The organism is Rhizobium altiplani (assembly GCF_001542405.1).
GTDB lineage: Bacteria > Pseudomonadota > Alphaproteobacteria > Rhizobiales > Rhizobiaceae > Rhizobium > Rhizobium altiplani.
Window position 1 is genome coordinate 13,681 of the sequence record NZ_LNCD01000001.1, and the last position, 23,855, is coordinate 37,535.

The 23,855-nt window shown below is 59.1% G+C and carries 24 protein-coding genes; 16 read left to right on the forward strand and 8 right to left on the reverse strand.

Annotated elements, in window-relative coordinates:
- Positions 1-75 precede the first annotated feature (75 nt).
- Positions 76-2,733: an adenylate/guanylate cyclase domain-containing protein gene (locus AS026_RS00075; protein WP_082728391.1), complete on the reverse strand. Its 2,658-nt coding sequence runs from the start codon at positions 2,731-2,733 to the stop codon at positions 76-78.
- A 37-nt stretch (positions 2,734-2,770) separates the two neighbouring features.
- Positions 2,771-2,962 carry an aroma-sacti cluster domain-containing protein gene (locus AS026_RS00080; protein WP_062368234.1) on the reverse strand — a complete coding sequence of 64 codons (192 nt, stop codon included), beginning with the start codon at positions 2,960-2,962 and terminating at the stop codon, positions 2,771-2,773.
- A gap of 167 nt (positions 2,963-3,129) precedes the next feature.
- Between AS026_RS00080 and AS026_RS00085 the strand changes: the two genes are divergently transcribed.
- Positions 3,130-3,783, forward strand: a complete 654-nt coding sequence (locus AS026_RS00085) for an iron-containing redox enzyme family protein (protein ID WP_082728392.1) — start codon at positions 3,130-3,132, stop codon at positions 3,781-3,783.
- 234 nt (positions 3,784-4,017) lie between these two features.
- On the opposite strand, the gene AS026_RS00090 is transcribed toward AS026_RS00085, so the two are convergent.
- From AS026_RS00090 to AS026_RS42190, 4 genes are all read right to left on the reverse strand, one after another.
- A complete protein-coding gene (locus AS026_RS00090) occupies positions 4,018-5,529 on the reverse strand; it encodes a mechanosensitive ion channel domain-containing protein (protein WP_062368236.1) in 1,512 nt (503 codons plus the stop codon).
- A 457-nt stretch (positions 5,530-5,986) separates the two neighbouring features.
- Positions 5,987-6,940: a C45 family autoproteolytic acyltransferase/hydrolase gene (locus tag AS026_RS00095; RefSeq protein WP_062368237.1), complete on the reverse strand. Its 954-nt coding sequence runs from the start codon at positions 6,938-6,940 to the stop codon at positions 5,987-5,989.
- Between the two features lie 341 nt (positions 6,941-7,281).
- Positions 7,282-7,764, reverse strand: a complete 483-nt coding sequence (locus tag AS026_RS00100) for a hypothetical protein (protein ID WP_425349734.1) — start codon at positions 7,762-7,764, stop codon at positions 7,282-7,284.
- A 15-nt stretch (positions 7,765-7,779) separates the two neighbouring features.
- Positions 7,780-7,935, reverse strand: coding sequence for a hypothetical protein (locus AS026_RS42190; protein ID WP_018856222.1), 156 nt, complete (start codon positions 7,933-7,935; stop codon positions 7,780-7,782).
- Positions 7,936-8,232: 297 nt separating this feature from the next.
- Here AS026_RS42190 and AS026_RS00110 point away from each other — a divergent pair, with 297 nt between their 5' ends.
- The 6 genes from AS026_RS00110 (at position 8,233) to AS026_RS00135 (ending at position 13,966) form a co-directional block, all read left to right on the forward strand.
- A complete protein-coding gene (locus tag AS026_RS00110) occupies positions 8,233-8,772 on the forward strand; it encodes a cytochrome c oxidase subunit 3 (RefSeq protein ID WP_062368239.1) in 540 nt (179 codons plus the stop codon).
- On the forward strand, positions 8,769-9,056 hold the full coding sequence (locus AS026_RS00115) for a hypothetical protein (RefSeq protein WP_062368240.1): 288 nt from the start codon (positions 8,769-8,771) through the stop codon (positions 9,054-9,056). Before AS026_RS00110 ends, AS026_RS00115 begins: the two co-directional genes overlap by 4 nt.
- Positions 9,057-9,414: 358 nt before the next feature.
- Positions 9,415-9,867: a c-type cytochrome gene (locus tag AS026_RS00120; RefSeq protein ID WP_018856218.1), complete on the forward strand. Its 453-nt coding sequence runs from the start codon at positions 9,415-9,417 to the stop codon at positions 9,865-9,867.
- Positions 9,868-9,885: 18 nt separating this feature from the next.
- The gene (locus AS026_RS00125; RefSeq protein WP_018856217.1) at positions 9,886-11,226 is read left to right on the forward strand and encodes a cbb3-type cytochrome c oxidase subunit I; all 1,341 of its coding nucleotides are present in this window, start codon (positions 9,886-9,888) and stop codon (positions 11,224-11,226) included.
- Between the two features lie 27 nt (positions 11,227-11,253).
- Positions 11,254-12,066, forward strand: a complete 813-nt coding sequence (locus AS026_RS00130) for a CbbQ/NirQ/NorQ/GpvN family protein (protein ID WP_062368241.1) — start codon at positions 11,254-11,256, stop codon at positions 12,064-12,066.
- Between the two features lie 7 nt (positions 12,067-12,073).
- On the forward strand, positions 12,074-13,966 hold the full coding sequence (locus tag AS026_RS00135) for a nitric oxide reductase activation protein NorD (RefSeq protein ID WP_062368242.1): 1,893 nt from the start codon (positions 12,074-12,076) through the stop codon (positions 13,964-13,966).
- Positions 13,967-14,486: 520 nt separating this feature from the next.
- On the opposite strand, the gene hemN is transcribed toward AS026_RS00135, so the two are convergent.
- Complete coding sequence (gene hemN / locus AS026_RS00145) at positions 14,487-15,839, reverse strand: oxygen-independent coproporphyrinogen III oxidase (RefSeq protein ID WP_062368244.1); 1,353 nt, start codon at positions 15,837-15,839, stop codon at positions 14,487-14,489.
- A 219-nt stretch (positions 15,840-16,058) separates the two neighbouring features.
- On the opposite strand from hemN, the gene AS026_RS00150 reads away from it, so the two are divergent.
- From AS026_RS00150 to AS026_RS00170, 5 genes are read left to right on the forward strand one after another with little or no spacing between them, the layout of a single operon-like run.
- Complete coding sequence (locus AS026_RS00150; protein WP_062368245.1) at positions 16,059-16,343, forward strand: DUF2249 domain-containing protein; 285 nt, start codon at positions 16,059-16,061, stop codon at positions 16,341-16,343.
- A 15-nt stretch (positions 16,344-16,358) separates the two neighbouring features.
- On the forward strand, positions 16,359-17,732 hold the full coding sequence (locus tag AS026_RS00155) for a hypothetical protein (RefSeq protein WP_062368246.1): 1,374 nt from the start codon (positions 16,359-16,361) through the stop codon (positions 17,730-17,732).
- Entirely contained in the window at positions 17,716-18,234 is a 519-nt protein-coding gene (locus AS026_RS00160; RefSeq protein ID WP_062368247.1) for a DUF2249 domain-containing protein, read from the forward strand. The genes AS026_RS00155 and AS026_RS00160 overlap by 17 nt, the downstream gene beginning before the upstream one ends.
- On the forward strand, positions 18,227-18,529 hold the full coding sequence (locus AS026_RS00165) for a metal-sulfur cluster assembly factor (protein WP_062368248.1): 303 nt from the start codon (positions 18,227-18,229) through the stop codon (positions 18,527-18,529). The genes AS026_RS00160 and AS026_RS00165 overlap by 8 nt, the downstream gene beginning before the upstream one ends.
- A 30-nt stretch (positions 18,530-18,559) precedes the next feature.
- A complete protein-coding gene (locus tag AS026_RS00170) occupies positions 18,560-18,820 on the forward strand; it encodes a DUF6522 family protein (RefSeq protein WP_062368249.1) in 261 nt (86 codons plus the stop codon).
- Between the two features lie 179 nt (positions 18,821-18,999).
- On the opposite strand, the gene AS026_RS00175 is transcribed toward AS026_RS00170, so the two are convergent.
- The gene (locus AS026_RS00175) at positions 19,000-20,214 is read right to left on the reverse strand and encodes an NnrS family protein (protein WP_062368250.1); all 1,215 of its coding nucleotides are present in this window, start codon (positions 20,212-20,214) and stop codon (positions 19,000-19,002) included.
- 201 nt (positions 20,215-20,415) lie between these two features.
- On the opposite strand from AS026_RS00175, the gene nirK reads away from it, so the two are divergent.
- The 4 genes from nirK to AS026_RS44340 all read left to right on the forward strand — a co-directional run bounded on the left by nirK (position 20,416) and on the right by AS026_RS44340 (position 23,674).
- Complete coding sequence (gene nirK / locus AS026_RS00180; protein WP_062368251.1) at positions 20,416-21,564, forward strand: copper-containing nitrite reductase; 1,149 nt, start codon at positions 20,416-20,418, stop codon at positions 21,562-21,564.
- A gap of 78 nt (positions 21,565-21,642) precedes the next feature.
- Entirely contained in the window at positions 21,643-22,602 is a 960-nt protein-coding gene (locus AS026_RS00185; protein WP_062368252.1) for an SUMF1/EgtB/PvdO family nonheme iron enzyme, read from the forward strand.
- Entirely contained in the window at positions 22,592-23,287 is a 696-nt protein-coding gene (locus AS026_RS00190; RefSeq protein WP_062368253.1) for a Crp/Fnr family transcriptional regulator, read from the forward strand. Before AS026_RS00185 ends, AS026_RS00190 begins: the two co-directional genes overlap by 11 nt.
- Positions 23,288-23,302: 15 nt before the next feature.
- Positions 23,303-23,674 carry an RrF2 family transcriptional regulator gene (locus tag AS026_RS44340; protein ID WP_425349739.1) on the forward strand — a complete coding sequence of 124 codons (372 nt, stop codon included), beginning with the start codon at positions 23,303-23,305 and terminating at the stop codon, positions 23,672-23,674.
- Positions 23,675-23,855: the final 181 nt, after the last annotated feature.

Genomic DNA, 23,855 nt, shown 5'->3' on the forward strand with positions numbered 1-23,855 from the left:
CGAATGGGGACGTTGCGACAGTACGTGCCTACATCAAAGACTTCGAATAGTGGCACGCGAGGTCAGTCGTAAACCTTATTCTTGATGCGAAATTCCATGCGCGAACGCGAGCGCCCTGGTTTTATCCCAAGACATCCCTTCCGCATGCAGTTCGCCGTAACGCTCGGCACCCAGATGCGCCGTTGTCAACTCAATCGCCTTGTCGAACTCGACCTGATCGGCAAACTCGAATGTGACGCCGACCCGATGCAGCATCGTGGTTGCCGCTCCGAAAAGCCTTGCGGCATCGTCGAAGTTCGATTCCTTCAAGGCGATCTCTCCTGCAAGGGCAACGTAGAGATTGATCATCATGGTGTAGTCAAATTCGGTCGCCAACTGGATCGCCTCGCGCAGGTATTGCCTGGCGGCTTCAACATCGCCGTTGCTGATACAGACATGGCACATATTCAGCAGAAGCGCGCCCATCCAATATTGGTCACCTGATCGCCGCATGAGTGTCAGGGCTTCTTCGTAACACTCCGCCGCCGATTGCATGTCACCGCCACCACGCGCGCCTTCTCCCAGCGCGATAAGGGCAATTCCGGCGGAGTGCCAGTCTTCGAGCTTCTTGCACTCATCCAGGGCGGCAATAACCATGTTCGGTCCGGTGTCGCTCTCTATGGTGGCCGCCATGGTTGCTCCGAGCGTGATCATGGTGCGGGCGACATCCTCGGCGCGACCGAGGGATTTGAAAACTTCGTGCGCGACTTCGAAGTTCGGCACGGCACCCGCGTAATCGCCGGAAATCAGTTTGAACCAACCGGCAACGTCATTCAGGATCGCAAACTCTCGCGTTCCCTTGATACCCGAAGCGATGGCCAGGGCGCGATCTGTCCACATGAGCCCTTCAGTGAATTGGGCCCTTGGGATCAGATACCACAGCACTGCTTGCAGGTATCGACAGATATGGTCAAAATCGGCGCGCTCCAAACTCCAGCCAAGGGCCGCCCGGATGTTGTCCATTTCCATCTGGAGTTCTCCGACCAGCCGCCGCTGGTCCGGACCCACCAATCCAGGTGACACTTGCTCGACGAATTGCAGATAGTAGATCGCGTGGGCATCCTTGCAGGAATCGAGTTCGCCGGATTCCTGCAACTTCGCCAGGGCGAACTGCCGGATTGTCTCCAGGATGGAAAAACGCGAACTCCCGCCAGCGGTATTCGTCGTGAGAAGGCTCTTGTCACACAGGGAAATCAGGATATCGACAACCGGCAGGTCGGGTCGCGTTTGATCGCGACACAGGTGCTCGGCTGCAGCCAGGCCGAAACCGCCCCTGAAAACCGACATCCTTGCGAAACAACGTTGCTCGTCGGGATTCAACAGGCGAAAGCTCCAGGAGATTGCTTCGCTCAATGTCGTGTACCTCTGGTCGTCGTCGTAGTGGGCCTTCCCGATGATGGACAGGCTCTGGTCAAGGCGGCCCGACAGTTCGGTAAGCGTCAGTATCCGTAGCCTTGACGCGGCCAGTTCAATCGCCAAAGGAAGACCGTCCAGACGTCTGCAAATATTGGCAACCAACGGCACAGTGCGTTCGTCGAGAACGAAGTCGCGCTTCACGGCTCGTGCTCGCTCCGCAAACAATTGCACGGCATCGGACTGACTGACTGCCTCATGGGCAGTTGCATCAGGAAGCTGCATCGGGGCGACCGGATAGACCACCTCCTCCGCGACCCTAAGCGGCTCGCGGGTGGTCACCAGAACATCCAGCCTGGGACAGTTACCGAGCAGCTTTTTAAGATCGGCAGCGGCTTCGATGAGGTGCTCGAAATTGTCGATAAGGAGCAGAAGGTGTCGTTTTGACATGAAGTGGGTCAGTCCTTCCAGGACCGTGCGCCCACGGTATTCCGGCACTCCCAGCGTTTGTGCGACAACAGGCAAGAATAGGCTTGGTTTCGCGACTGCACCCAACGACACCATGAAAACACCATCACCATAGACAGGAACAAGCCTGTACGCCGTCTCGATGGCCAGCCGCGTCTTGCCTGCGCCGCCCGGACCCGCGAGCGTCACCAGCCTCTGGTCGCTCGTCAAAAGGCTGGTGATTGCCGAGATATCATTCTGGCGACCGACAAAGCTGTTGGTCGCCTTTGGAAGGTTGGTAGGGTGGTTGTCGATGGACTTTATGGGAGGGAATTCCGCCGACAGTCCGGCTATCTGGACTTCGTAGAGATGCTCTGGAAACGAAAGGTCTTTCAGGCGATGGCTGCCAAGGAAACGAACGCCGCCCTTCTCGGCGATTTTGTCTTTGTCCAACTCGGCCATGGTGGAACTGGACATGAGAATTTGTCCGCCACTCGCGGCTTCAGAAATGCGGGCCGCGCGGTGTACGTCAATTCCCACGTAACCGATGCTCGTGTCGGAAACGGGGTACACTTCGCCGGTATGGAGACCGATCCTGACCTTGAGAACGACATCGTCGGGCCAATCTTCCTCGGACAATGCTCTCTGGACTTCAACGGCGGCGAGAAAGGCGTCGTCCGCATCATCGAAAGACGCGAAAAAGGCATCGGAGTGCGCAACCACTACCTTGCCGCCGTTGGATACCGTTTTTTCCCTGAGGATCTCGAAATGGCGATCCACCACTTCGAAGAAGACCTCGGAATGATTTTGGACGAGCAAGGTCGACCCCTCGATGTCCGTAAACATCAAGGTAGCCCACTCGGAATGATCAAGTCTGCGGGGCAAAGCAGGCATTTGCGTCAATCGAGCTTATATTGGGTTGAGGTCCGGCTTACAGCATTGTCGGCTTCTTGACGGTCTTAATCGGCCACTCGAACTTGTCGAGTTTCGCCTTGATGTCGATCAGCGCCTTGACCTCCTGTGGGGTCAGATCCTCAAGCTGCTTCTTTTGCTCGTCCGCCATCTGTTGTTCGTCGTCGAAAACCTTGGCTTGCTTGAGCTTGTCGTAATTCGCGGAAGCCATAGTCGTCTCCCCTCAGAAGCAAGATGAAATTCAGCACCCCAGCAATTCAACTATACACTTTCGATGTTGCTTGAGCCATAACTAATATAAGTTGAATGTTGTTGTTGGCTCCATTTCCTTAGTTCTTTCGAAGCGTCAATCAGCGATCGGCCAATGGGGATTTCACAATGGAAACAAGTGATCGGCTTCGGCTCAGAATGGCGATGACCAACGGGCATCTGATTAGATCCCTCGACGCGCTTTGGAGCAGCCCCGACATTGCCCGGCTCTTTCCGGAATATCTGATCCTGCTGCATCAGGTCATCCGGGCGAGCGTCCCCTTGATGGAGGCTGCTCGCTCCGAAGCCTTGAAGCTTCCGATCGGAGACCCGCTTCGCGATCCGCTAGCGAGCTATTTTCAGCACCATATCGACGAGGAGAGGGACCACGATGACTGGACGCTCGAAGACCTTAGCGCGGCAGGCTTTTCCAAGGACGAGATCCTGAACCGGATCCCGCTGCCGACGACCGCCGCGTTTGTCGGATGCCAGTATTATTGGATCTATCATCATCACCCGGTTGGGTTGCTCGGCTATATCCTCATGCTGGAGAGCGATCCCGGAACCACCGAGGTATACGATGACCTCGAACGCCGGACAGGGCTCCCAAAAACCCTTTTCCGGACATACAGGATGCATGGCGAACTTGACCCGCAGCATGTGAAGGAATTGGACGAGTTCATCGATTCCCTGCCGTTGTCGGAGAGCCATCTGTCATTGATGGGGATTTCCGCGATGAGCGCCTGCATCGGATTCGCTGAGTGCGTCACCCGGCTGCAATAACCCGACACCAAAGACGAAGATCACCTTCCTCCACTAGATCCTGCCGACGTGGACCTCGCACCACTGCTCAACAATCCCGGTTTGGGCACTGTTTCACTGCCGAGAGCAACGCGGTCGCATCGTTCAGTGTGTACTTTTCGCTGCCTTGTGAATGGCCTGGTCGGATAGATCAATGGCGTAAGCTGCGCCGTCTCCCTCCAGGACCACGGTCGAATAGAGTTCAGGATGGATACGTCATCCGAGACCAAACAAATGCCTGATCCTTGCCGATACCGACGACGCATGTTGCAGAGGAGAGAGATGGCTCGCCATGTGCAAGCGCTCCTCCGCTTTCGACCGAGCGGACAATAGCATCGCCAGTTCTTCCGCAATGGCGGGACGTTCTCGCATGATCACGCCGAGCCGCTCCTTGGGAATCTCATAGACTACGGCGGCTGTGATCGCCTTGATATCACCTGGCTCCAGTGCTCCCATCAGCACCCCGCGCTCACCGAAGACGTCACCCGGAGCAAGGCGTTCAAGCTCGATGGTTTGGCCATCCTCAATTTCCTCGACTGTCATCACACCGCTTCGAAGGATCATCAGCGACGTCAGCGAGGTGTCCCGATGGGCGGCGATATCGCCTTCCTTGAACGACAGCCTGTTCATGGCGGAGGCCAACTCTTCTCGTTCCTCGCTTGTCAGAGAAGAAAACAGAGAAATCGCATCCAGAAGACGCCGCCTTGACGTTTGACGTGGGACACTCATCTCGGATGCCTCCTGGGTGAGGACTACCCTGGTAGCTCCTCCGTCGGAGGCAAGCTGAAGACCGGACGCCTCGGTGTGACGAAAGACGAGATCGTATAATTCGTTTCGAGCGCGAGACAGTTGACCGAGTTCCGACACCCGAAATGACAGTTCGATCTCCAGATAATTCGCATCCATCGCCGTAAAATTCGCGGTGGGATGGGGCGTTTTCAGGATCGCATTACTGCTCAACAGTACACGTTCCATGGTCTGGAGGATTACTGATGGCGGCTTGGTCGGGGCCAGCTTGAATTTCAAGGTCGAGCCGTGTGTGTTGTCCGGACTACTGATGTTGACGATCCGGCTCTTGGCGAGGACGCTATTGGGCACAATGATGAGGTCGTTGGTGCCGCTAAGGAGTTCGGTTGACCGCCAGTTGGTTTCCACAACGCGTCCTTGCGTGTCGTCTTCCAATCTGATCCAGTCACCTACGGACAGGGGCTTTCCGAGGTTCAGCGCAATACCTGAAAAAACATCGTTGAGGGTACTCTGCAAAGCCAGACCCAAAACGATAGCGAACACACCGGAGGTGGCGATGAGGGTGCCCACTGGTAAACTGAAGACGTAAGCGATGATGCTCAACGCGGCGCCAAGATAGACAATCCCCACTACCAGGTCCTGCAGAAGTCGCCCTTCCCTCGGTTTCCGTTCGAGTGTCAAGAACGTGCGGACCAAACTGGCAAGGAGCATCGCTCCTCCGACCCACCAGATCGCTTTGAGGATCCCGGAGCCGATCCGATCAGCCACCGTTTCCGTAGTTATATCAGGCGCATACGGCGGAATTCTATGGTAGAGGAGCAAAGCCGTTAGGGCGACGAAAAATACGATGTTGGCCGCGAGCCGTCCAACTACCCGATCGCCCGTCAATGGCGTCGCGAGCATTCTCAGAAGAACGAGGATGGCAAACTGGACAACAGGCTCTTTCAGCAGACTGGCGAACTGATCAGAATACGATAGCATCAACCGTGACCTTGTCTAAAATATCAGCCCGTCGCGAACTTCTCGACCTTTCCGATTTCAAAAGCACTATTCCCTCGCGCACGCAACTGCGTCGCAAGTTTGCGGCTCCGGCAACATCATCCGGGATCGCAAAAGCCACCATGAACCTGCCCGAGAAGACCAAGCCGTCCCCGGGGAGAGAGCCACGAAAACACACCTCGGCAACGCCGCGACCTGCGACACGAAATGGAAGAAGGCGAACGACACGTCGACCACCGGCGGCAAGATTCTGAGGGCTGGCAAGCTTATGGACGGGGCAGCGCGTAGTTGCGAAGCCCACTCGGTCAGTCTCCTCGCCAACACGCCAGCCATTTGCTGTCGATATGCGCGAGGATAGACACGATATATCCGCCGAGAGAGTTGGCGACTGCTGCTGATTGTTCGGTGGCAGAACTAACGCTATGCAAGGAGTGAGTGGCTAGCCATAACTGTGCATATACTCGTCTTCTTCGAAATCCTCGAAACCTTGGGACCAGCGCTTGCCGGGCCAGATATAGTCCACTCTCCCTTCCACGGGGCGGTAGACGGCAGTGTAAAGCGTCGGAAAGGAACCGCTCCTGGAATACAACGGCGGCAAAAGAAATAGATCGGTCAGTCGCGAGAGTGTCATGGTTGGATCATCGATCGCCTGCTGAATCAGATGCTGGCGCGCCAATGATGACGATGGGGGCCTGGCGGTTCGCTGGTGGTTCGTGCAGGCCTTCAACCTGGTAACGATCGGCCGCTGGTGGGGAGCGAGAAGCACTGTGGCGTAGTGCCCTGAACGGTCGAGGACAGTCACGTTTTGTGGGAGCGCTACTGGTATTCGGCAGAGCGTCGCCACCGCCTGACTTACATCGTGGCAAGTTTCGAGGATGTAGCGGATGATCAAAATGATCGAGAAGCCAAGTCCTTGAGCACGGCTGCCGCCAAGGGTGACACTGGCGACGAGTCCGTTCTCGTTCATACCATCGACACAGCCTCCCCAGGGCCGCTGCGCCTTGCAGATCACCCGCATTCCCGACCAGGCTGTGATCTCAAATCGTTCCGAAACAATATCGGGTGGGTAATCGAAATTGCGGATGAGGGCTGGCCCTCCTCTTCCCAACCAGACGGCCTGACTGCAGCCATGGCGTTCTGGCGCAGGACGGAAGTGACTGAGCATTCGATGCGCCACGTCATCGTCGCCAACGAGGTCGCAGGCGCGGTCGTAGTGGAGCGTCAATTTCGGCATGTAATTCACTAGGGCCGCGCGGCAATCCTTCGCCGTTGGCGTCAGTGATGCTTGATGGCCGAAATACCATCGTTCTGCTTCCGCTCGCCCAGCAACGAACCGGGAAAGCCAAGCCTTTCCGGGGCGATCTTCCCGTTCCATGAGGAATCTCTTGAACATTGTGCAGCTATTGTAACCCGCTGCAAGCGGTGCGGCTACGTCGCTCTATTGCTCTAGACAACAACCGATCGTTCGGCCCTGCTGCGGCGGCAACTTCGGCGTCTCACCCGGTTCAAGTTCTGGCTGCACCCGCCAGGCCCGGTTGCCTGGTCGCGCGCCGCTACAATTCCAAAAGAGGTCTTTGGGCGGATATCACAGATGAGGCGATTGATTCGTGGCCCGGTTGAAGATTGGCGGCCCCCATTGCCGCCCTGTTCGAGGGTGGCGCCGGCTCCGCCGTTAAAGGGTCGCCGGCGACGACATCACAATCACCCCGAAGCTTACTATTCAAACAGACGCACTTAGACGATCTCAGTCGCGAGCTGTGCGTCCAGAACGGTCATGCCCTCATGTCGCGCAAGTGCTTTCCGGATCTGCCCCACGATTTCCCGTTCGGCCTTGATGCGTCGCCGCATCAAGCAGAAGAACGATCGCAGGAGATATCCTATGGCATCCCACGACAGCCTGCAGTCGCCGTTCTTCAAAGCCAGCAGGACGTCGACCACTTCTTGCGCGGCATCCATGTCGAACAGGCGTTCGGTGGATCTTCTATTTTCGGCCTCCACGCGATCATGGTCCGGCATGATTGCGTGCAGTGACGCAGAAACAACATGTTCCTCCAGGCCATGGGTTGCCTGGAGCAGCGGGATCAGGCCGCCCGTCACGGTGTCACACAGCCTCTCGTCTACGTGGCAGGGAAGAAAATCGGCAATCGCTTCCAGAAGGTCGCACCACGATACAAGCTGCCCGTAGCACGCCTCGAGCTCGGCGAATTTGTTCGGCATTTGCATGATCGCCATCTACCTTTGCAGAAAGAGGCTTGCGGCGATCGCAACGGCGGCAAGGACGGCTGACACGACGCCCGTCCGCTGCAGGACGCCCATGCGGTAGAGCGTGATTGCGAAAATGACGATCACAGGGGTGGCTATGGAAAGTCCGATCTGGGCGTCGGTCATCATGGTCTCCTTTGAACCGGACCATAGGCCGGTCGAGAACAGACGTCTTTGAGATCGATCAAAGAGACAACAGCAGGCCCGGAAGCGACGGAAGGAGAAAGAAGAATTGGGGGAACGGGCTGGCTACTCAATACGAAATGCCAGCCATTGCCGTCCCGGATACCATCCAGGACGGCACCAAGGTCTCATGTCTTGGTAAACAAAACCTTGCCGACTGGATTGGCCGCTGATGCGAGGACCCCAGGGTTTTTGCGTTTCCTCAAAGAAGAAAGCAGATCCATTGCCTATCGAGGGCGCATGACCTCGACGACATCAGACGATCTCGCGGAGCCTGGAAGTGGCGACCTGCTTGTTTGGATTCTTGCCTGGAGCGAGCTGGCCGCGTTCGGGGCTCTCCTGGCTGCGTTTGTGATAGCCTCCTGGATTAGTCCGGAGGACTTCCTCGCAGGCAGGGCAAGGCTGGACACCACCATACCCATAGCAAACACCGTCGTCCTGCTTGCAAGCGGTTGGTTTGCCGCAATGGCCGCCCGGCAAACGAGATTGTTGGGACGGCGGCTATTGTTGCTCGCAGCTGCGGCAGGAGGGTTTCTCTTCACTGCCCTGAAGGTCCATGAGTACGGTCAGGAGGGAGCGTCCCTTCTTTCAAACGACGCGTTCTCGACGCTCTATGTGCTGATAACGGGCTTCCACCTGGCGCACGTGCTCTTCGGCTCTTGCGTGCTCGCCCTGATAGCTCGCTTCCCTTCACGTGAGAACGTCCACCTGATGACGACCCTGTGGCACGTCATCGACATTGTGTGGCTCGTAATGTTTCCGCTGGTCTACCTTCTATGAAAATCGAAAACCGGACTTCCGCACGTCCGACCAAGGCGCTTGCCTATCTCTTCGCGCTCACCGGATGCATTGCCATCGGATCGACCTATCTGGGCGTCGCATCAAGACCGGCGTTTATGGCGCTTGTGGTCGTTGTTGCGATCGCAAAAGTCAGGCTGGTTGCGGCAGATTTCCTTGGACTTCGCGGTCGCGGCTCGCCGATTTACCCAGCCTTGATTGCATGGGCGATGACCATCCTCTCCATGGCATTGCTGAAGACCCTCGCTTCGGGCACGTTCTTGTAGATCGCTCTGGTCCACAGAGACCAAGCAATCGGTCGAGCGCGGCAGGTAATCGGGTCGGTGCCGGCGCAGGTGCCCCTCGCAATGACGTGACGCTATTTTGCTATCGACGGAGCGGCCCGTCGGAGCGGGCTTCGACGTCTTCCCGGTGTCCAGCCCGGCAACGTTGGCCTGTCGACATCCGGCTGCGTTTCTATGCCGCCCGCTACCGAGCTCAGACCTCACCAACAATGCGTAATCCTTCGCTTACTTGCGAATTGACAAAGACCCACCGGCGGAATTCGGCCATCCACCAATAACGAGCCCCTGGCTCGATTTCCGACGTCACGGCGGCACCGCCACTGACATGAAAGGATGATCGATGGCTGAACGCCTGACCAAAACCGCGGCCCGAAACGTGTTCTACGGCGGGTCCGCTTTCTTCTTCGCTATATTCGTGGGCCTTACGGCCCACAGTCACTATTACATTCGAACGGTGTCCACCAACGAGGCGACCCTGACCGAAGGCGTCGCCCGCGGAAAACACATCTGGGAAAAGAACTCCTGCATCAACTGCCATACGCTTGACGGTGAAGGCGCCTACTTCGCGCCGGAACTGTCGAACGTCTGGATACGCTGGGGCGGCGACAAGGATCCGGCAAGTGCCCGCGAGGCGCTTCATGCGTGGATGGCCGCTCAGCCATCAGGCATCGAGGGGCGCAGGCAGATGCCGCAATTCAATTTGACCGACCAGGAGGTCAACGACCTTGCCGACTTCCTCGAATGGGTCAGCAAGACGAACACCCAAAACTGGCCACCGAACCAAGCCGGCTGACAGGGAGAGGTTTTTAAGATGAAGTACAAGACTCAGAGCGTTGCGATGCTCTACTTCTACGGAGCGCTCGGCCTCTTCATGGCACAGCTCCTGTTCGGCGTGATCGCGGGCACAATCTACGTGTTGCCCAACACTCTGTCCGTCATGCTGCCCTTCAACATCGTTCGAATGGTACATACGAACGCACTGATCGTATGGCTGCTCATGGGCTTCATGGGCACCACATACTTCCTCCTTCCCGAGGAGTGCGAGACGGAGCTTTACAGTCCGAAACTCGCAAAGGCGCAGTTCTGGATCTTCCTCGTGGCCGCCGCGGTGGCGGTCGTCGGATACCTCTTCCATATTCACGAAGGCCGGGAATTCCTGGAGCAGCCCTTTGCCATCAAGGTCGGTATCGTCATTGTCGCCCTGATGTTCCTGTTCAACGTCACGATGACGGCTCTCAAGGGACGCAAGACCACCATCACCAACATCCTTCTGTTCGGTCTATGGGGCGTTGCAATCTTCTTCCTGTTCGCCTTCTACAACCCCGTAAACCTTGCGCTGGACAAAATGTACTGGTGGTACGTTGTTCACCTGTGGGTCGAAGGCGTGTGGGAACTGATCATGGCCTCGGTTCTGGCCTTCCTCATGATCAAGTTGAACGGTATCGACCGCGAAGTCGTCGAGAAGTGGCTCTATGTCATCATCGGCCTGGCCCTCTTTTCGGGGATCCTCGGCACTGGCCATCACTACTACTGGATCGGCGCACCGGGATACTGGCAGTGGATCGGCTCGCTGTTCTCCACCCTCGAAGTCGCACCGTTCTTCACCATGGTCGTCTTCACCTTCGTCATGACCTGGAGGGCTGGACGCAAGCATGAGAACAAGGCCGCCCTCCTCTGGTCGATCGGATGTTCTGTAATGGCCTTCTTCGGGGCCGGCGTCTGGGGCTTCCTGCATACGCTGTCGTCGGTGAACTACTACACCCACGGCACGCAGGTCACCGCCGCTCACGGTCACCTCGCCTTCTTCGGTGCTTACGTGATGCTGAATCTCGCCGCCATGGCCTACGCCATTCCGCAGATCCGCGGACGCGCGCCATACAACCAGTGGCTCTCGATCAGCAGCTTCTGGATCATGTGCGGGGCGATGTCGGTCATGACTTTCGCGCTGACCTTCGCGGGCGTCATCCAGGTTCATCTGCAGCGCGTTCTCGGTCAGTCCTACATGGACGTCCAGGACCAGCTCGCCCTCTTCTACTGGGTCAGGCTCGGCTCCGGCGTCTTCGTCTTCATCAGCGCGCTGATGTTCATCTGGTCGGTGCTTGTCCCCGGACGCGCACGCATGCCCAACGCAGCAGTACAGCCCGCCGAATAAGGCGGGCCCCCTCACTGGAGATCAGTCATGACAATAGCCCTCAATCATCCGCTGCATCCAAAGGACGAAATTCCCTACTATGCGCCTCAAGGCAATGAATGCGCCCTTTTCGAAAGCGCCTGGACCCGGCAACTTCCGGTCCTGCTGAAGGGCCCGACAGGATGTGGCAAGACCAGGTTCGTACAGCATATGGCAGCCCGCCTGGGGCTACCCGTTTCGACGGTATCCTGCCACGACGACCTGACCGCGGCAGACCTGACCGGTCGCTACCTCCTGAAGGGAGGCGAGACCGTATGGATCGACGGCCCGCTCACAAAGGCGGTTCGCAACGGTGGCATCTGCTATCTCGATGAGATCGTCGAGGCGCGCAAGGACGTGGCAGTGGTCCTCCATCCGCTCACTGACGATCGCCGGATCCTTCCTCTGGAAAGAACAGGCGAGCTTCTCGAGGCACAGTCGGGCTTCATGGTCGTCGTTTCCTACAATCCCGGCTACCAGAACCTTATGAAGGCGCTGAAGCCCAGCACGCGGCAGCGTTTCGTTTCGATCGAATTCGACTTTCTGCCGCGGGACAAGGAAATCGCCACCGTCTCGCGAGAGAGCGGGCTTCCTGAAGCCAGGGTCGCGTCTCTCGTCGATCTCGCCCGACGGCTCCGCTCGTTGAAGGGACAGGATCTCGAGGAAGGCGTTTCGACCCGGCTCCTGATTTATTGCGCGACGCTTGTCGAGGCCGGAATTCCCATGGTCGAAGCCGTCAGGGCCGCAATTATTGAACCACTGACCGACGAGGCCGATGTGAAGGCGGCGCTCGTTGAAGTTGCCAAGGCGACGATAGGCTAGGTGCGACATGCTTGAGTTTCTGGAACTGGAAGAAACCGTTGGACGCACCTGGCATCGCCTCGTAGGCGATACCAGCTCCTGGAAGCGCCATCCGGAGCACGCTGTCCATCTTGCCGACCTCAAGGCGCAGCTCGCGGTCTGCTTCCGCGCCTTTGGTGGCGGGCGCACGCTTCAGATCCAGAAAGCGCGCCAGAAAACCTCGTCTCATCGTCTGCGGCTTCGCCAGGTTGTCGGTCTCGGCGAGGAAAGAAGCGATCATCCATCCTGGGATGGTTCCGCGATCCATCTACCGGCCACGATCGACCTCTTCCACGACGAGAGGCTCAATCGTGACCTCTACTTCTGGCTCGCAGGATATATCGCTGTCGCACAGATGCCGGGGCCGGCCTCGAGCGACAGGATGCTTCGCGACATCGCCCGGATCGAGGCGGGGCGCAGCAATTGCGCTCGGTTGGTCAGGGAATTCCCCGGAATGGCAGAGCGATATGCCCGCCTCAGCCATGCGGTCCTTTCCTGCCGCGTTCGCGGGAAACTCCCTCAGGCAGAGATGCTTGTTGAAGATTTCGTGAAGAGTGCCCTCTCCTTCCCCTTGGAGCATGTCCTCCCGCCGGGGTGCCGGCCCGCTCTTGCGGCGGCTCCTCCCGGATACCTGCCGATGCTTGCCGTTCCCCTCTGGCCCGACTTCACCGGGCGGGCGGAATGCCAACCGACCGACCGAGACGACCTTCCATCCGACGACACATCATCTGATGACGATGGAAAGCGGGTTTCTCACGAGGCAAAGCGAAAGGACGATGCCGCCGACCGAAAGCGCGACCCGTTTATTCTCAACCGCTTCGAGAAGATCCTCGCCATGGCGGAAATGGTCAATGTAGACCGCCCGACGGACGACAGGGAGGACGACGAACCCTCGGCTGCCGACGAGCTCGACGACATCACGCTCAGCGGAACCAAGGAGCGGCCGAAGTCAAAGTTCCACTTCGATCTCGACCTCTCCCCCGAAGCCGTTGATCCTTCGCGAATAGAAGGCGAGCTGCTCTATCCGGAATGGAATTTCAGGACACAACAGTACGCTGAAGACCATTGCCGGGTTGTGCTCGGGACAATTCAGGACTCGGAGATTTCCCCGATTGCAGGCGACCAATCCGTGATCCGGAAGGTCCGCAAGCAGTTCGAGATCCTTCGGCCACGACGCGAGATCTGCCGAGCACAGTTGGACGGAAACGAAATCGATCTTGAAGCGGTGGTGCGCTCGCGCATCGATCTTCTGGCCACCGGTTATCCCGATGACCGCATCTACGAATCGTCGCGTCCTGCCGCCCATGAGCTGGCCACATCCATTTTGGTCGACGTCTCGCTATCCACGGATTCGTGGCTCGACAATCGGCGGGTGCTCGACGTGGAGATGCAGGCGCTTAACGTGCTGGCTCGTGGCCTCGACGCCTGCGGCGACAGCTTCGCGATCGACACGTTCACGTCTCGCCGACACAGCTGGATCCGGGTGGACAGTGTAAAGCGCTTCGAGGAGCAGTTCTCCGCCACGACCGCCAGGCGCATCGCCAGCTTGAAGCCCGGCTATTACACCCGCATGGGCGCGGCGATCCGACACGTGTCTAAGCAACTCGACTTACAGGGGGCAAGGAAGAAGCTGCTGCTGATTCTGACCGACGGAAAGCCGAACGACGTGGACCATTACGAAGGCCGGTTCGCGCTCGAGGACTCCCGGCGGGCGGTGATGGAGGCCCGCAATCGCGGCCAGGCCGTGTTTGCGGTCACCGTCGACCGCAATGCTGGCGATTACCTTCCCGCGATCTTCGGGCGGTCGGGCTTCTCGCTGGTCTCAAATATTGCGAAGCTTCCGAGCGCTCTGCCTGTGATCTATCGAAACCTGACGGCATAGCGGGGCTACGATCACTGCCAGGGGCTTATGTGCGGGCGTCTATGCGGGCGGTCCAGCGGCTCTTCTGGCATTGGATGGGGCCCGACGTCGAGGCTGAGGGGCTGGGAAGATTTCCGGCGGCGATCGCGCAAGCCAAGTCGCCTTTGGTTCTGCGGCTGGTCACCCGCAAAAGGGGCGCCGGACAGGAGCATCGAAACAACGATGTTGCCATCTCGCGGACCATCCCATGTCACGCCGATCGTTTGACGAACGATGCCGCCTACTGGCGGCAAGTTTCACCGACACTGGCTCACCGAACTTCCGTCCGCGAGATGCTGCGCGACAGGATTGAGATTGGCAGTGCGGCGATGGTGCCCGCAAGAGGAGCCTGGTCGCCAACCCTGCCAATGGCGACGAGCGAGACCCCAGAGATTGCCGGAAATGGCGGATACGGTCTGGCGGGTTGCGTCTGGCCGAAACCGGCCCGGCCAGCAGAGAAGGCGAAAGGTCAACATCCCATGAAGAAGCGGGCGCGACCAGCTTAGGCTGCCTTGCTGTGAGACCGTCCCAAGGACCCGAAATAGGCGTCGAACGCGGAAGCAACCGCCCTGACCATAAAGCGGGAGCTCCTTGAAACCACCACCCGGCCCTCCTCGATCGTGACGACGCCGTCCGAGACAAGCGCCTGCAACCGGTCGTTCCTGTCGAGCAGAAAACCGCTCTCGTATCCTGATTCCTCGGCCAGCTTCGGCAGATCCACCTCGAAGTCACACATCAGGCGCTCGATGACCCTGGCACGAAGCTTGTCTTCCCCGGTTAGCATATAGCCTTTCGCCGTGGGCAAAACACCGGATGCGACCCGTTCAGCATAGCGGCCCAACGCCACGTGATTTTGGTAGTAACCGGACGGCAGCCTTCCTATCGCGGAGGCGCCAAGGCCGATCAGGGTGGCACAGTCATCCGTGGTGTAACCTTGGAAGTTCCTGTGGAGCGTGCCGGCGCTGGAGGCGACTGCGAGCTCGTCACCTGGCAGCGCAAAGTGATCTAGGCCAATGCGGACATAGCCACAGTTGACAAGTTCCTCCGCCACCGCCTCGGCCTGCTCGTTTCGCTGCGCGGCATCCGGCAACGCGGCTTCATCTATAAGCCGTTGATGCTTCTTGAAGGCCGGGACATGAGCATATCCAAAAACCGCGAAGCGCTCGGGGCTCAATTCGACTGCCTGTCTGACCGTATCCACGCATGATTGGACAGTTTGATGCGGCAGGCCATAGATCAGGTCGAAATTGATGCTCGTCACCCCGAAGGAGCGCAACCCTGCGACGGCTGCCTGGGTCTGGCCAAAGGTCTGGATGCGGTTGATGGCCTTCTGTACAACGGGATCGAAACTCTGCACACCGAGGCTGGCACGATCAACGCCGTTCTCTCCCATCGCCGCGATCATTTCTGGCGCGAGTGTGCGCGGGTCGATTTCGACGGCCACGCTGGCGTCGTGCTCGAACTGAAAGGCGCTCCTGAGCTTCATCATGAGCGCCGCGAACTCGTGGGGCTTCATGATCGTGGGCGTTCCGCCTCCGAAGTGGACGTTCTTGACCGGCACATTGTTTCGGGCCGCAAACGACACCAGTTCGATCTCCTGGCTCATGACGTCGAGATATTCCAGGATCGGTGCGTCCTGCCGGGTGATGGTCGTGTGGCAACCACAGTACCAGCACATCGAGCGGCAAAAGGGTACGTGCAGATAGATCGAGACCGGGTCCGAGGCGGATATGGCCTGAAGTCCTTGCGCGTATTCGTCAGGTCCCACTGTCGCAGCGAATGCCGGTGCGGTTGGATAGCTTGTGTAGCGCGGGAGTCGGGCGTCGCCGTACTTGGCGACAAGAGCTTCCGACATGTCGATCTCCTTTCTTGAGGATCATCGCGCTCTTATGTCTGCCCGCCGCCTGCATTTCCTTGTCATATGTCAATGAAAACGAATTCGCACGGGCCAAACCTCCTCGATGTTTGTTCGCTGTCAAAGTGCCCCAATCCGCGCAAGCCTATCGTTGCCAACTGACAACGGATGCGCCGCGGTCCCGTCGATCGTCATGCCAGCGGCTGAAGGAACAATCACATGACTGACGCGCCCTCCACGCAAAGCGAAATCACGCATATCGACGTGCGTGTCCTACCGCCATTTGAGCGTCATCCCCAAATCTTCGGCACGCTGCATACGCTGACGCCTGGAAAGGTTTTGCATATCACCAGTGATCACGAACCCCGGCCGCTTCAATACCAGCTGGAAACGGCACTTCCTGGGAAGTTTTCCTGGGAGTACCTCGAGCAGGGGCCAGAGGTCTGGCGTGTGGAGATCACCCGTCTCGACGCCGGCTGCGACTGCTGCTGCGGCAGCCACTAGCACCGGAGAAGCACGATGATGCCAATGGGCGCCAGTCTGTCGCGATGGACCATGTGCTACTTCGGCGCAGCGCTCCTCTTTCTGCTGTTTGCGGAGGTTCTGCTTTCAACAGGAAGCTGGGCGCCATCCGTCGACGTCAGCGATCCTCGCGCCCTCATCGTCGTGCACTCTGTAACGATTGGATGGCTTGCCCTCTTGATGATTGGCGCGCTGCTCCAGTTCGCCCCGGTTCTTACGGGGTTGAGCCTTCCCAAAGGACGCTACGACGTCCTTGGCCTCGGCGGCATCGTCGCCGGGCTTGCTCTTCTGCTGCTGGGCTTCCATTTGATCGACCGTGGATCCGAACGCGCGGGCGGGGTGATGCTCGCTGCGGTCGCCACTCTGGCACCTTCGCTTTCCTGGGTGGGAACTGCGTTGCTGCTGGTGCTGTGGCGCGGTCGCAAAAGCCATCCGGCATCGCCCCTCGTCCTGATCGCAATCGGTTGCCTCGCGGCAACAGCCGCCCTCGGCTCGCTCTTTGCCGTAACCGTTTCGGGTGTCTCCCAGGCACCGGTTTTCATCGTGCTTCTGCTCCAGGGGGTTCCCTTCCACGCAAGCTTCGGCCTCGGGGGGTGGATGACGCTGGCGGCCATCGGCGTAAGCTATAAATTGCTCCCGATGTTCCTGTTGTCCGACGACATGAAGCGGGCGCAGCTTATCGCCAACATGGCTGGCGTGAGTATGGTCGTGCTGGCGGTGGCGACTGCGATTTCACTGACGTGGCCGACCGTTTCCCAATGGTTGCTCGCAGCGGCAGCAATAGTGTTCGCCGTAGCGATCGCCATATATGTACTGGAGTTGATGTCGGCCTACAAAGGACGCCGCCGCGGGCCCCTGGAGGTGAACATGTCCGGATCACTGCCGGCCTTCACGCTACTCGGACTGTCAACGTCGATGCTCGCGACAGGCCTCGCATCCAATGTGGGGAGCCATTTTCTCGCAGCCGCAGTCTACCTGTTCGTCTTCGGCTGGCTGACGGGCCTGGGTCTTGCCCAATTGCTCAAGATCGTTCCCTTCCTGACGTGGATCGAGGTCTTCGGCCCCCTCCTCGGACGCCGGCAGACGCCGCGTCTCTCCGATCTCGTATCGGGAGGCCGGGCCGCGATCTGGCTTTGGCTCTTCTACGGCGCGGTTGTCGTCGCGTCGTTTGCAATAGGTATGGCTTTCGACGGCCTTTTCCGTGTTGCCGTCATCCTCCAGACCTTCTCGACCGCTGCTCTCATCATCGAGCTTGTCCTTGCTCGCTCGCTCGCAAATATAGATGCTTCGATGAAGACAGCACCATTCAAAAAGCCGGCGCTTCTTTTCGCCGTTAATCAAAGGGGTAACGCCAATGGTTCAGCTTCGTGAACTCGACGTACGTCAGATCCTGCGGGACGGCGGGATGCCGTTCCAATTGATCATGGATACCGTCTCCAGCCTTGATCCGGGCGAGGGACTTAGGCTCCATGTGATATTCCAGCCGGTTCCCCTGATCCGCCAGCTCGAGCAGCGGGGCTACTCGCACGTCGCTCGAAAGCTTTCCGACGATGACTGGGAGATCGATTTCGTCCCCGGCGACCAAGCTGTCGAAGCTGAGCCGGCGGCCCCGGCGACGGAAGCCATCTGGCCTGATCCCGTTTGGAACCTCGATCTAACCGACCTTCCGCCTCCCGAACCGATGGAGCGTATCCTCGCGCGGCTCGAGACGATGGAAAGCGGCGAAGTCCTTTTCGCCCTGCTGAACCGTGAACCGGTTTTTCTCTTCAACGAGCTGAAGGACCGCGGCCATGAGTGGATCGGGAACTTCGACGAGAGCGGAAAGGTTTACAGGATCATGATCAGAGCGACGCCGGCAGGTTCGGATGGCTGATCTCTCCCCGAATGTGATCCTCGACGTGCTCCGGGGAATCAAGGACCCGGAGGTGGGAACCAGCATCGTGGACCTGGGTCTCATCTACGAGATAGATACCGACCCCACAGGCATCGTAAGGATCAAGATGACCACGACCACGCGATTCTGTCCGGTATCGGGCTTCATCGTCGAGGCGGTAAAGAACCGTGCCGCCGAGGTCGACGGCGTGATCGATGTCGTTGTCGATCTCGTCTACGATCCTCCATGGTCGCCAGACATGGCCGCGCTGTTTTCATTCGAGCAGCCAGCCTGACGACGGCAAAGGCTGGAAAGGCATCAAACTGTGAACATCGACCTTGATAACCTGGCCGTAGATGCTTCCTATCTGGCAGGCCGGTTTGGACTGTCGGCAGAGACGCTTCGAAGCTACATGAAGCGGGGCCTTGTCCGTGGCACAGTCGAGGCCGGTGTTGGTGACGACGCCGGCAGGACGCGCCTCTCGGTCCGTTTCGGCAACCGCATGTGGATTGCAATCGTGAGCTCAAACGGCAGCGTTTTGAGCGAAGAGACAAGATTTGTCGCAAAGGGACCGCAGGGCTCGTAATCGGGTACGAAACGGTTGCCCACCCTGTCGCTTGTTCCCGCTCGACCCTCTGGAGCGTTCCCTTGCTGACGGCCGCGACCTCGTCAGCGCCACAGATCCGTCATCGCGCGTCTTGCCGCTTCCCCTTTCGGCTGTCGGACGACCGCGCCGAAACGCTCGGCGCGGTCGCTGACCGACACTCATTGTCCCCTGACGGTCAACGGCTTGCGGCCAGTGCAGAGCATCGGGGCATGCTCGAATGCAAACATTGCCAACGCAGCCATCCATCCGATCGCCGAAGTCATCAATATCTGTGTGGTGAACGATGGCGCGATTTCTGCAAGCGGTCGCAGAAGAGCCACGAGGGCAAGAACGACATAGGATGCGTTCGTCATCCTGCTCGATTTGAGCTTGCGCCCGGTATGGCCGCGAGTGGCACGCGTCATGACGGCCAGCATCATCAGCGAAATGGCGCCGATGGCGAAGACATGCAGCACTGCGATCTGGGGTAGGCCTGCGGCACCAAGGGCGACGGCGGCAAATCCCAATGGCACGAAGGCAAAGGCGGCATGTAGGACGAACACGATCGGCTCCGCCCAAGTGGTCCAGCCGCGCCAACGGTACAGGCGAATGACATTCATCACCGTCGCGACAGCCGCGACGATACCGGTCGCGATCGCGTCTGGCCAGACCGCCCAGGATCCGAGCGCGACTGCGCCAACGATGATCGTTGCCGCGTCATACCGATTGTACGCTACGGGAAAGTCGGTTCGCCCGAACTGGTTCAGCCAGTTGCGGGTAAAACTGGGAAGGATTCGGCCGCCGACGATTGTCACCAACAGCACGTAGGCGCTCAGCCCGAGACGAATAGGCAGCTCGGGGTTTACCCCGTTGATTGCCTTCACCTGGAAGCAGATGTTGGCGACGGACAGGATGAAAAGCCCGGCGACAACCTTTAGGTCCTTCCATTTCTTGCCTGCGACGACCTCTCGCGTGCACAGGACAAGCATTGCGGGCAAGAAGAGGGCGTCGACAAAAGCGGCTGCCACAACTCCTGTAAGACCGCTTGCCAACATCGCGAGGCGGCCAGCGCACCAGATCGAGAACAGGAAGGCCAGCGGTCGCCCGGCTATCGGAAGTCTGCCCGTCCAGTTCGGTATTGCCGTGAGCAGAAATCCCGCCAGGATTGCCGGCGCGAAGCCGAACAGCATCTCGTGGGCGTGCCAATATAATGTCCCATAGTCTTCAGCGACCGGAACACCAAGCGTCAGGTAAGCGGTCCAGAGGCCCATGCTGAGAATGCCCCAAACCGCGGATGCTAGAAAGAATGGCCGGAAGCCATACGAGAAGAGGACGAGGCCGGTCCGCGACATGCCGCGGGGGACGCGCGTCTCGGCGTCCATGATCTTCTGCATGATCGTAGTCTCCAAATTGACGGCCAAGCAATGCCAAGTTTTGGAGCGCAGGTCGTTGATATTACGCAAATAGGGACAGTACAACTTTGCGCTGCCACAAATAGCAAATTTGCGCCAAGTCAAAGAGTTCGACTGCCTTTTCTCTACTCTCCTTCTCGACAGGGCGGGGTTCGCTCGCTCTTCGACCACAGGAGTTGGGAAATGACAAACACAATGCAAATGACCCGGCGCACCATGCTGACCGGCGCCGCTGTCGCAGGGGCGCTTACACCCATCATCGTCGCGAGCACCGCTGCCCACGCCGACGATCATGCCGCCCCCGCGGAACTCAAGGGTGCCAAGAAGGTCGACCTGTCGAAGCTGGCTCGTGAAAAGGTCGAACTCGTAAAGCCGCCATTTGTGCACGCCCATGATCAGAAGGCCAAGGGTGGCCCAAAGATCAAGGAATTCACGCTTACCATCGAAGAAAAGAAGATGGTGCTGGACAAGGACGGCACCGAAGTGAACGCCATGACGTTCAACGGCTCGGTCCCCGGCCCGCTGATGGTTGTCCACCAGGATGACTATGTCGAGCTGACGCTCGTCAATCCCGAAACCAACACGATGCAGCATAACATCGACTTCCACGCCGCGACCGGCGGCCTTGGGGGTGGCGCTCTGACCGTCGTGAACCCCGGTGAAAGCACCGTCCTGCGCTTCAAAGCCACGAAGGCAGGCGTCTTCGTCTACCACTGCGCTCCTCCCGGAATGGTGCCTTGGCACGTGACGTCGGGGATGAACGGGGCAATCATGGTGCTGCCGCGTGAAGGCCTGACAGACGGTCACGGAAAGCCGCTCGTCTATGACAAGGTCTATTATGTTGGCGAACAGGACTTCTACATCCCTCGGGACGAGACCGGAAAATTCAAGAAATACGAAAGCCCCGGCGAGGCCTACGAGGACACCGTTGCGGTGATGAAGACCCTTACGCCGACCCATATCGTCTTCAACGGCGCGGTCGGTGCACTGACTGGCGACAACGCGATGACCGCCAAGGTCGGCGAAACGGTCCTGATCATTCATTCGCAGGCCAACCGTGACACGCGTCCGCATCTCATCGGTGGCCATGGCGAATACGTCTGGGCAACCGGCAAGTTCGCCAACGTGCCCGACATCGACCAGGAGACCTGGTTCATTCCGGGCGGTACCGCAGGCGCTGCGATTTACACCTTCGCTCAGCCTGGCATCTACGCCTACGTGAACCACAACCTGATCGAGGCGTTCGAGCTTGGTGCGGCGGCCCACTTCAAGGTCACGGGGGACTGGAACGACGATCTCATGACGTCGGTCAAGAGCCCGCAAGCAAGTTGACCATTGGCGGGGGAGGTGCGCGGACGGGGGTGGTCCGCGCACCGTTCTTTATAAGGAGGCGCTACTCGCGAAAAGACCATGAACAGGCACGCTGAGACTGGATCGGTTTCAGGCATTTCGATCGCTATTCCACTCGCTCTTCTGGCCGCGCTCTCCGGAGCGGTTGCCGTGAAGGCGGGTTTTGCTTCGTCCGGTCCACACGACGGTGGAGTTACCGCTCCGGAAGTGGTCACCATACAGCCTCATTCTTTCGAGTATCGCGAGGCGACCGAATACTTTCGCAAGGGCCTTGCCGTCGACGCGCCAAAGCACGACGCGAAGGTCCGTCTCCCGCTCGACGTAATGAAGTTTCAGACGAGCCGCGCAGAATATCAGCGCTGCGTGCTGGACGGCGCGTGTGCACCGGCCGAATATGAAGGCCAGGCCGGGCCTGACCTGCCGGTCACAGGGGTGAGCTACGACGATGCAGTGCAGTACGCGGCATGGTTATCGCAGCAGACGGGCGAGAACTGGCGCCTGCCGAGCGACTTTGAACTTGCATACGCCGCAGCCGACCGCTTTCCTGACGATGCGCTTGGCATCGACGCCGACGACACGAACCCGGCGACACGTTGGCTTGCCGATTACGAGCGCGAGGCCCGCCGCGCGGCGTCGACCAACCCCAAGCCGCAGCCGAGAGGTTCGTTCGGCATCAGCACGACCGGCCTTGTCGACTTCGCGGGCAATATCTGGGAATGGACCTCCACGTGCAACAGGCGGGTCGATCTAGACAAGGCAGCAGAGACGGAGATACTGGATCCAGCCGGCTGCGGCATTATAATAGCGTCTGGTAAGCACAGGTCGCCGATGAGCAGCTTCGTTCGAAATCCCAAGGGCGGGGGCTGCGCAGTCGGAGCGCCGCCCGACAATCTCGGTTTCCGGCTCGTCCGCCGTCCCACGTTTTTCCAGAGCGTGGTGGCGTTCGCCCGCAGGGCCGCAACGGACGCTCTTGGCCCCCATATCAGCGCCCACACGGAGCAGAACGAAAATGAAGGTTGATCGCGCAGTAGTGAAGTCCCTGCCGCTCTTCGAGCGGATGACGGACACCGATCTCGACTCGATGCTCGAGCATGCTGTGCCGCGTCGCATCGCCCAAGGAGATACCGTTTTCGAGCAAGGGGCACAGGCGAAGTCGTTCTTCCTGCTGCTGCATGGGCGGCTCAAGGTGACGCAGGTGACGCAGGACGGCCAGCAGATCATTGTCCGGATGGTACACCCCGGCGACTTGTTCGGCTTCGCCATGGCGTTTCGCAGGACCGACTACCCAGGCACGGCCCGTGCCGCGGCCGAAAGCTTGATCCTCGGATGGCCGACGGACATGTGGGGACGCTTCGTCGAACAGAACCCACGCCTGGCGATGACTGCGATGCAGACCATCGGCCAGCGACTTGAAGAGGCCCACGTCAGAATTCGCGAGATGTCGACGGAGGAAGTTGAAAAGCGCGTCGCGCACGCCGTGCTCCGCCTGTCCAAGCAGGCGGGAAAGGCCGACGGTGTTGGCATCCGGATCGACTTCCCGATATCACGGCAGGATATAGCGGAGATGACCGGAACGACCCTTCACACGGTCTCACGCATCCTCAGCGCGTGGGAATCAAAGGGTATCGTCGAGGGCGGGCGGCAGAAACTCACCGTCACCGATCCGCAGCGCCTTCTGAAACTGGCCGACGGCGAACGCGAGTAGACCGCCATGGCCGTGATGTTGGACAACGGCATACGGTTGCTTCTTTTGGCCGCTGGGCGCCATCCCTTCCGGGTTACGATCGCCGAGACCGCCGAGGCTTTCGGGGCATCACACCCACACCTTGCGAAGGCAGCGAACCTTCTGGTTCGTCGCGGTTTCTTGGCGAGCCGGCGCGGCAAGAGAGGAGGTCTTTTCCTTGCGCGGTCGCCAGAGACGATCTGCCTTGCGGAGGTTGCTGCAGCGCTCGTTTCCTGCGAAGCCAGGTCGGATGCGCTGGACACTCTCCAAGGATGGCGGACGATAGAGCAAGGAGCTGCCCTCGCCTATAAAGGTCATCTGGCCAGACATACGCTCGCTGACCTCCTTGAACCCGCCAGCTCCAGGTAGCTCCCCCTTACACCTTTGAAGCGCTGCGGCATGCGGGATGTCTTGGCCAGGGGCGCATGCGTCGATTTTCGCCTTCCGTTTCCCGATAACTTTGATGGAGGTCAAAGTGCGCTCTTGCCTGCTTCGCTAGGCTTCATGCAGGCACTGAATCAATTGCTCGCTCAAGCGGGTTCAACGGAAA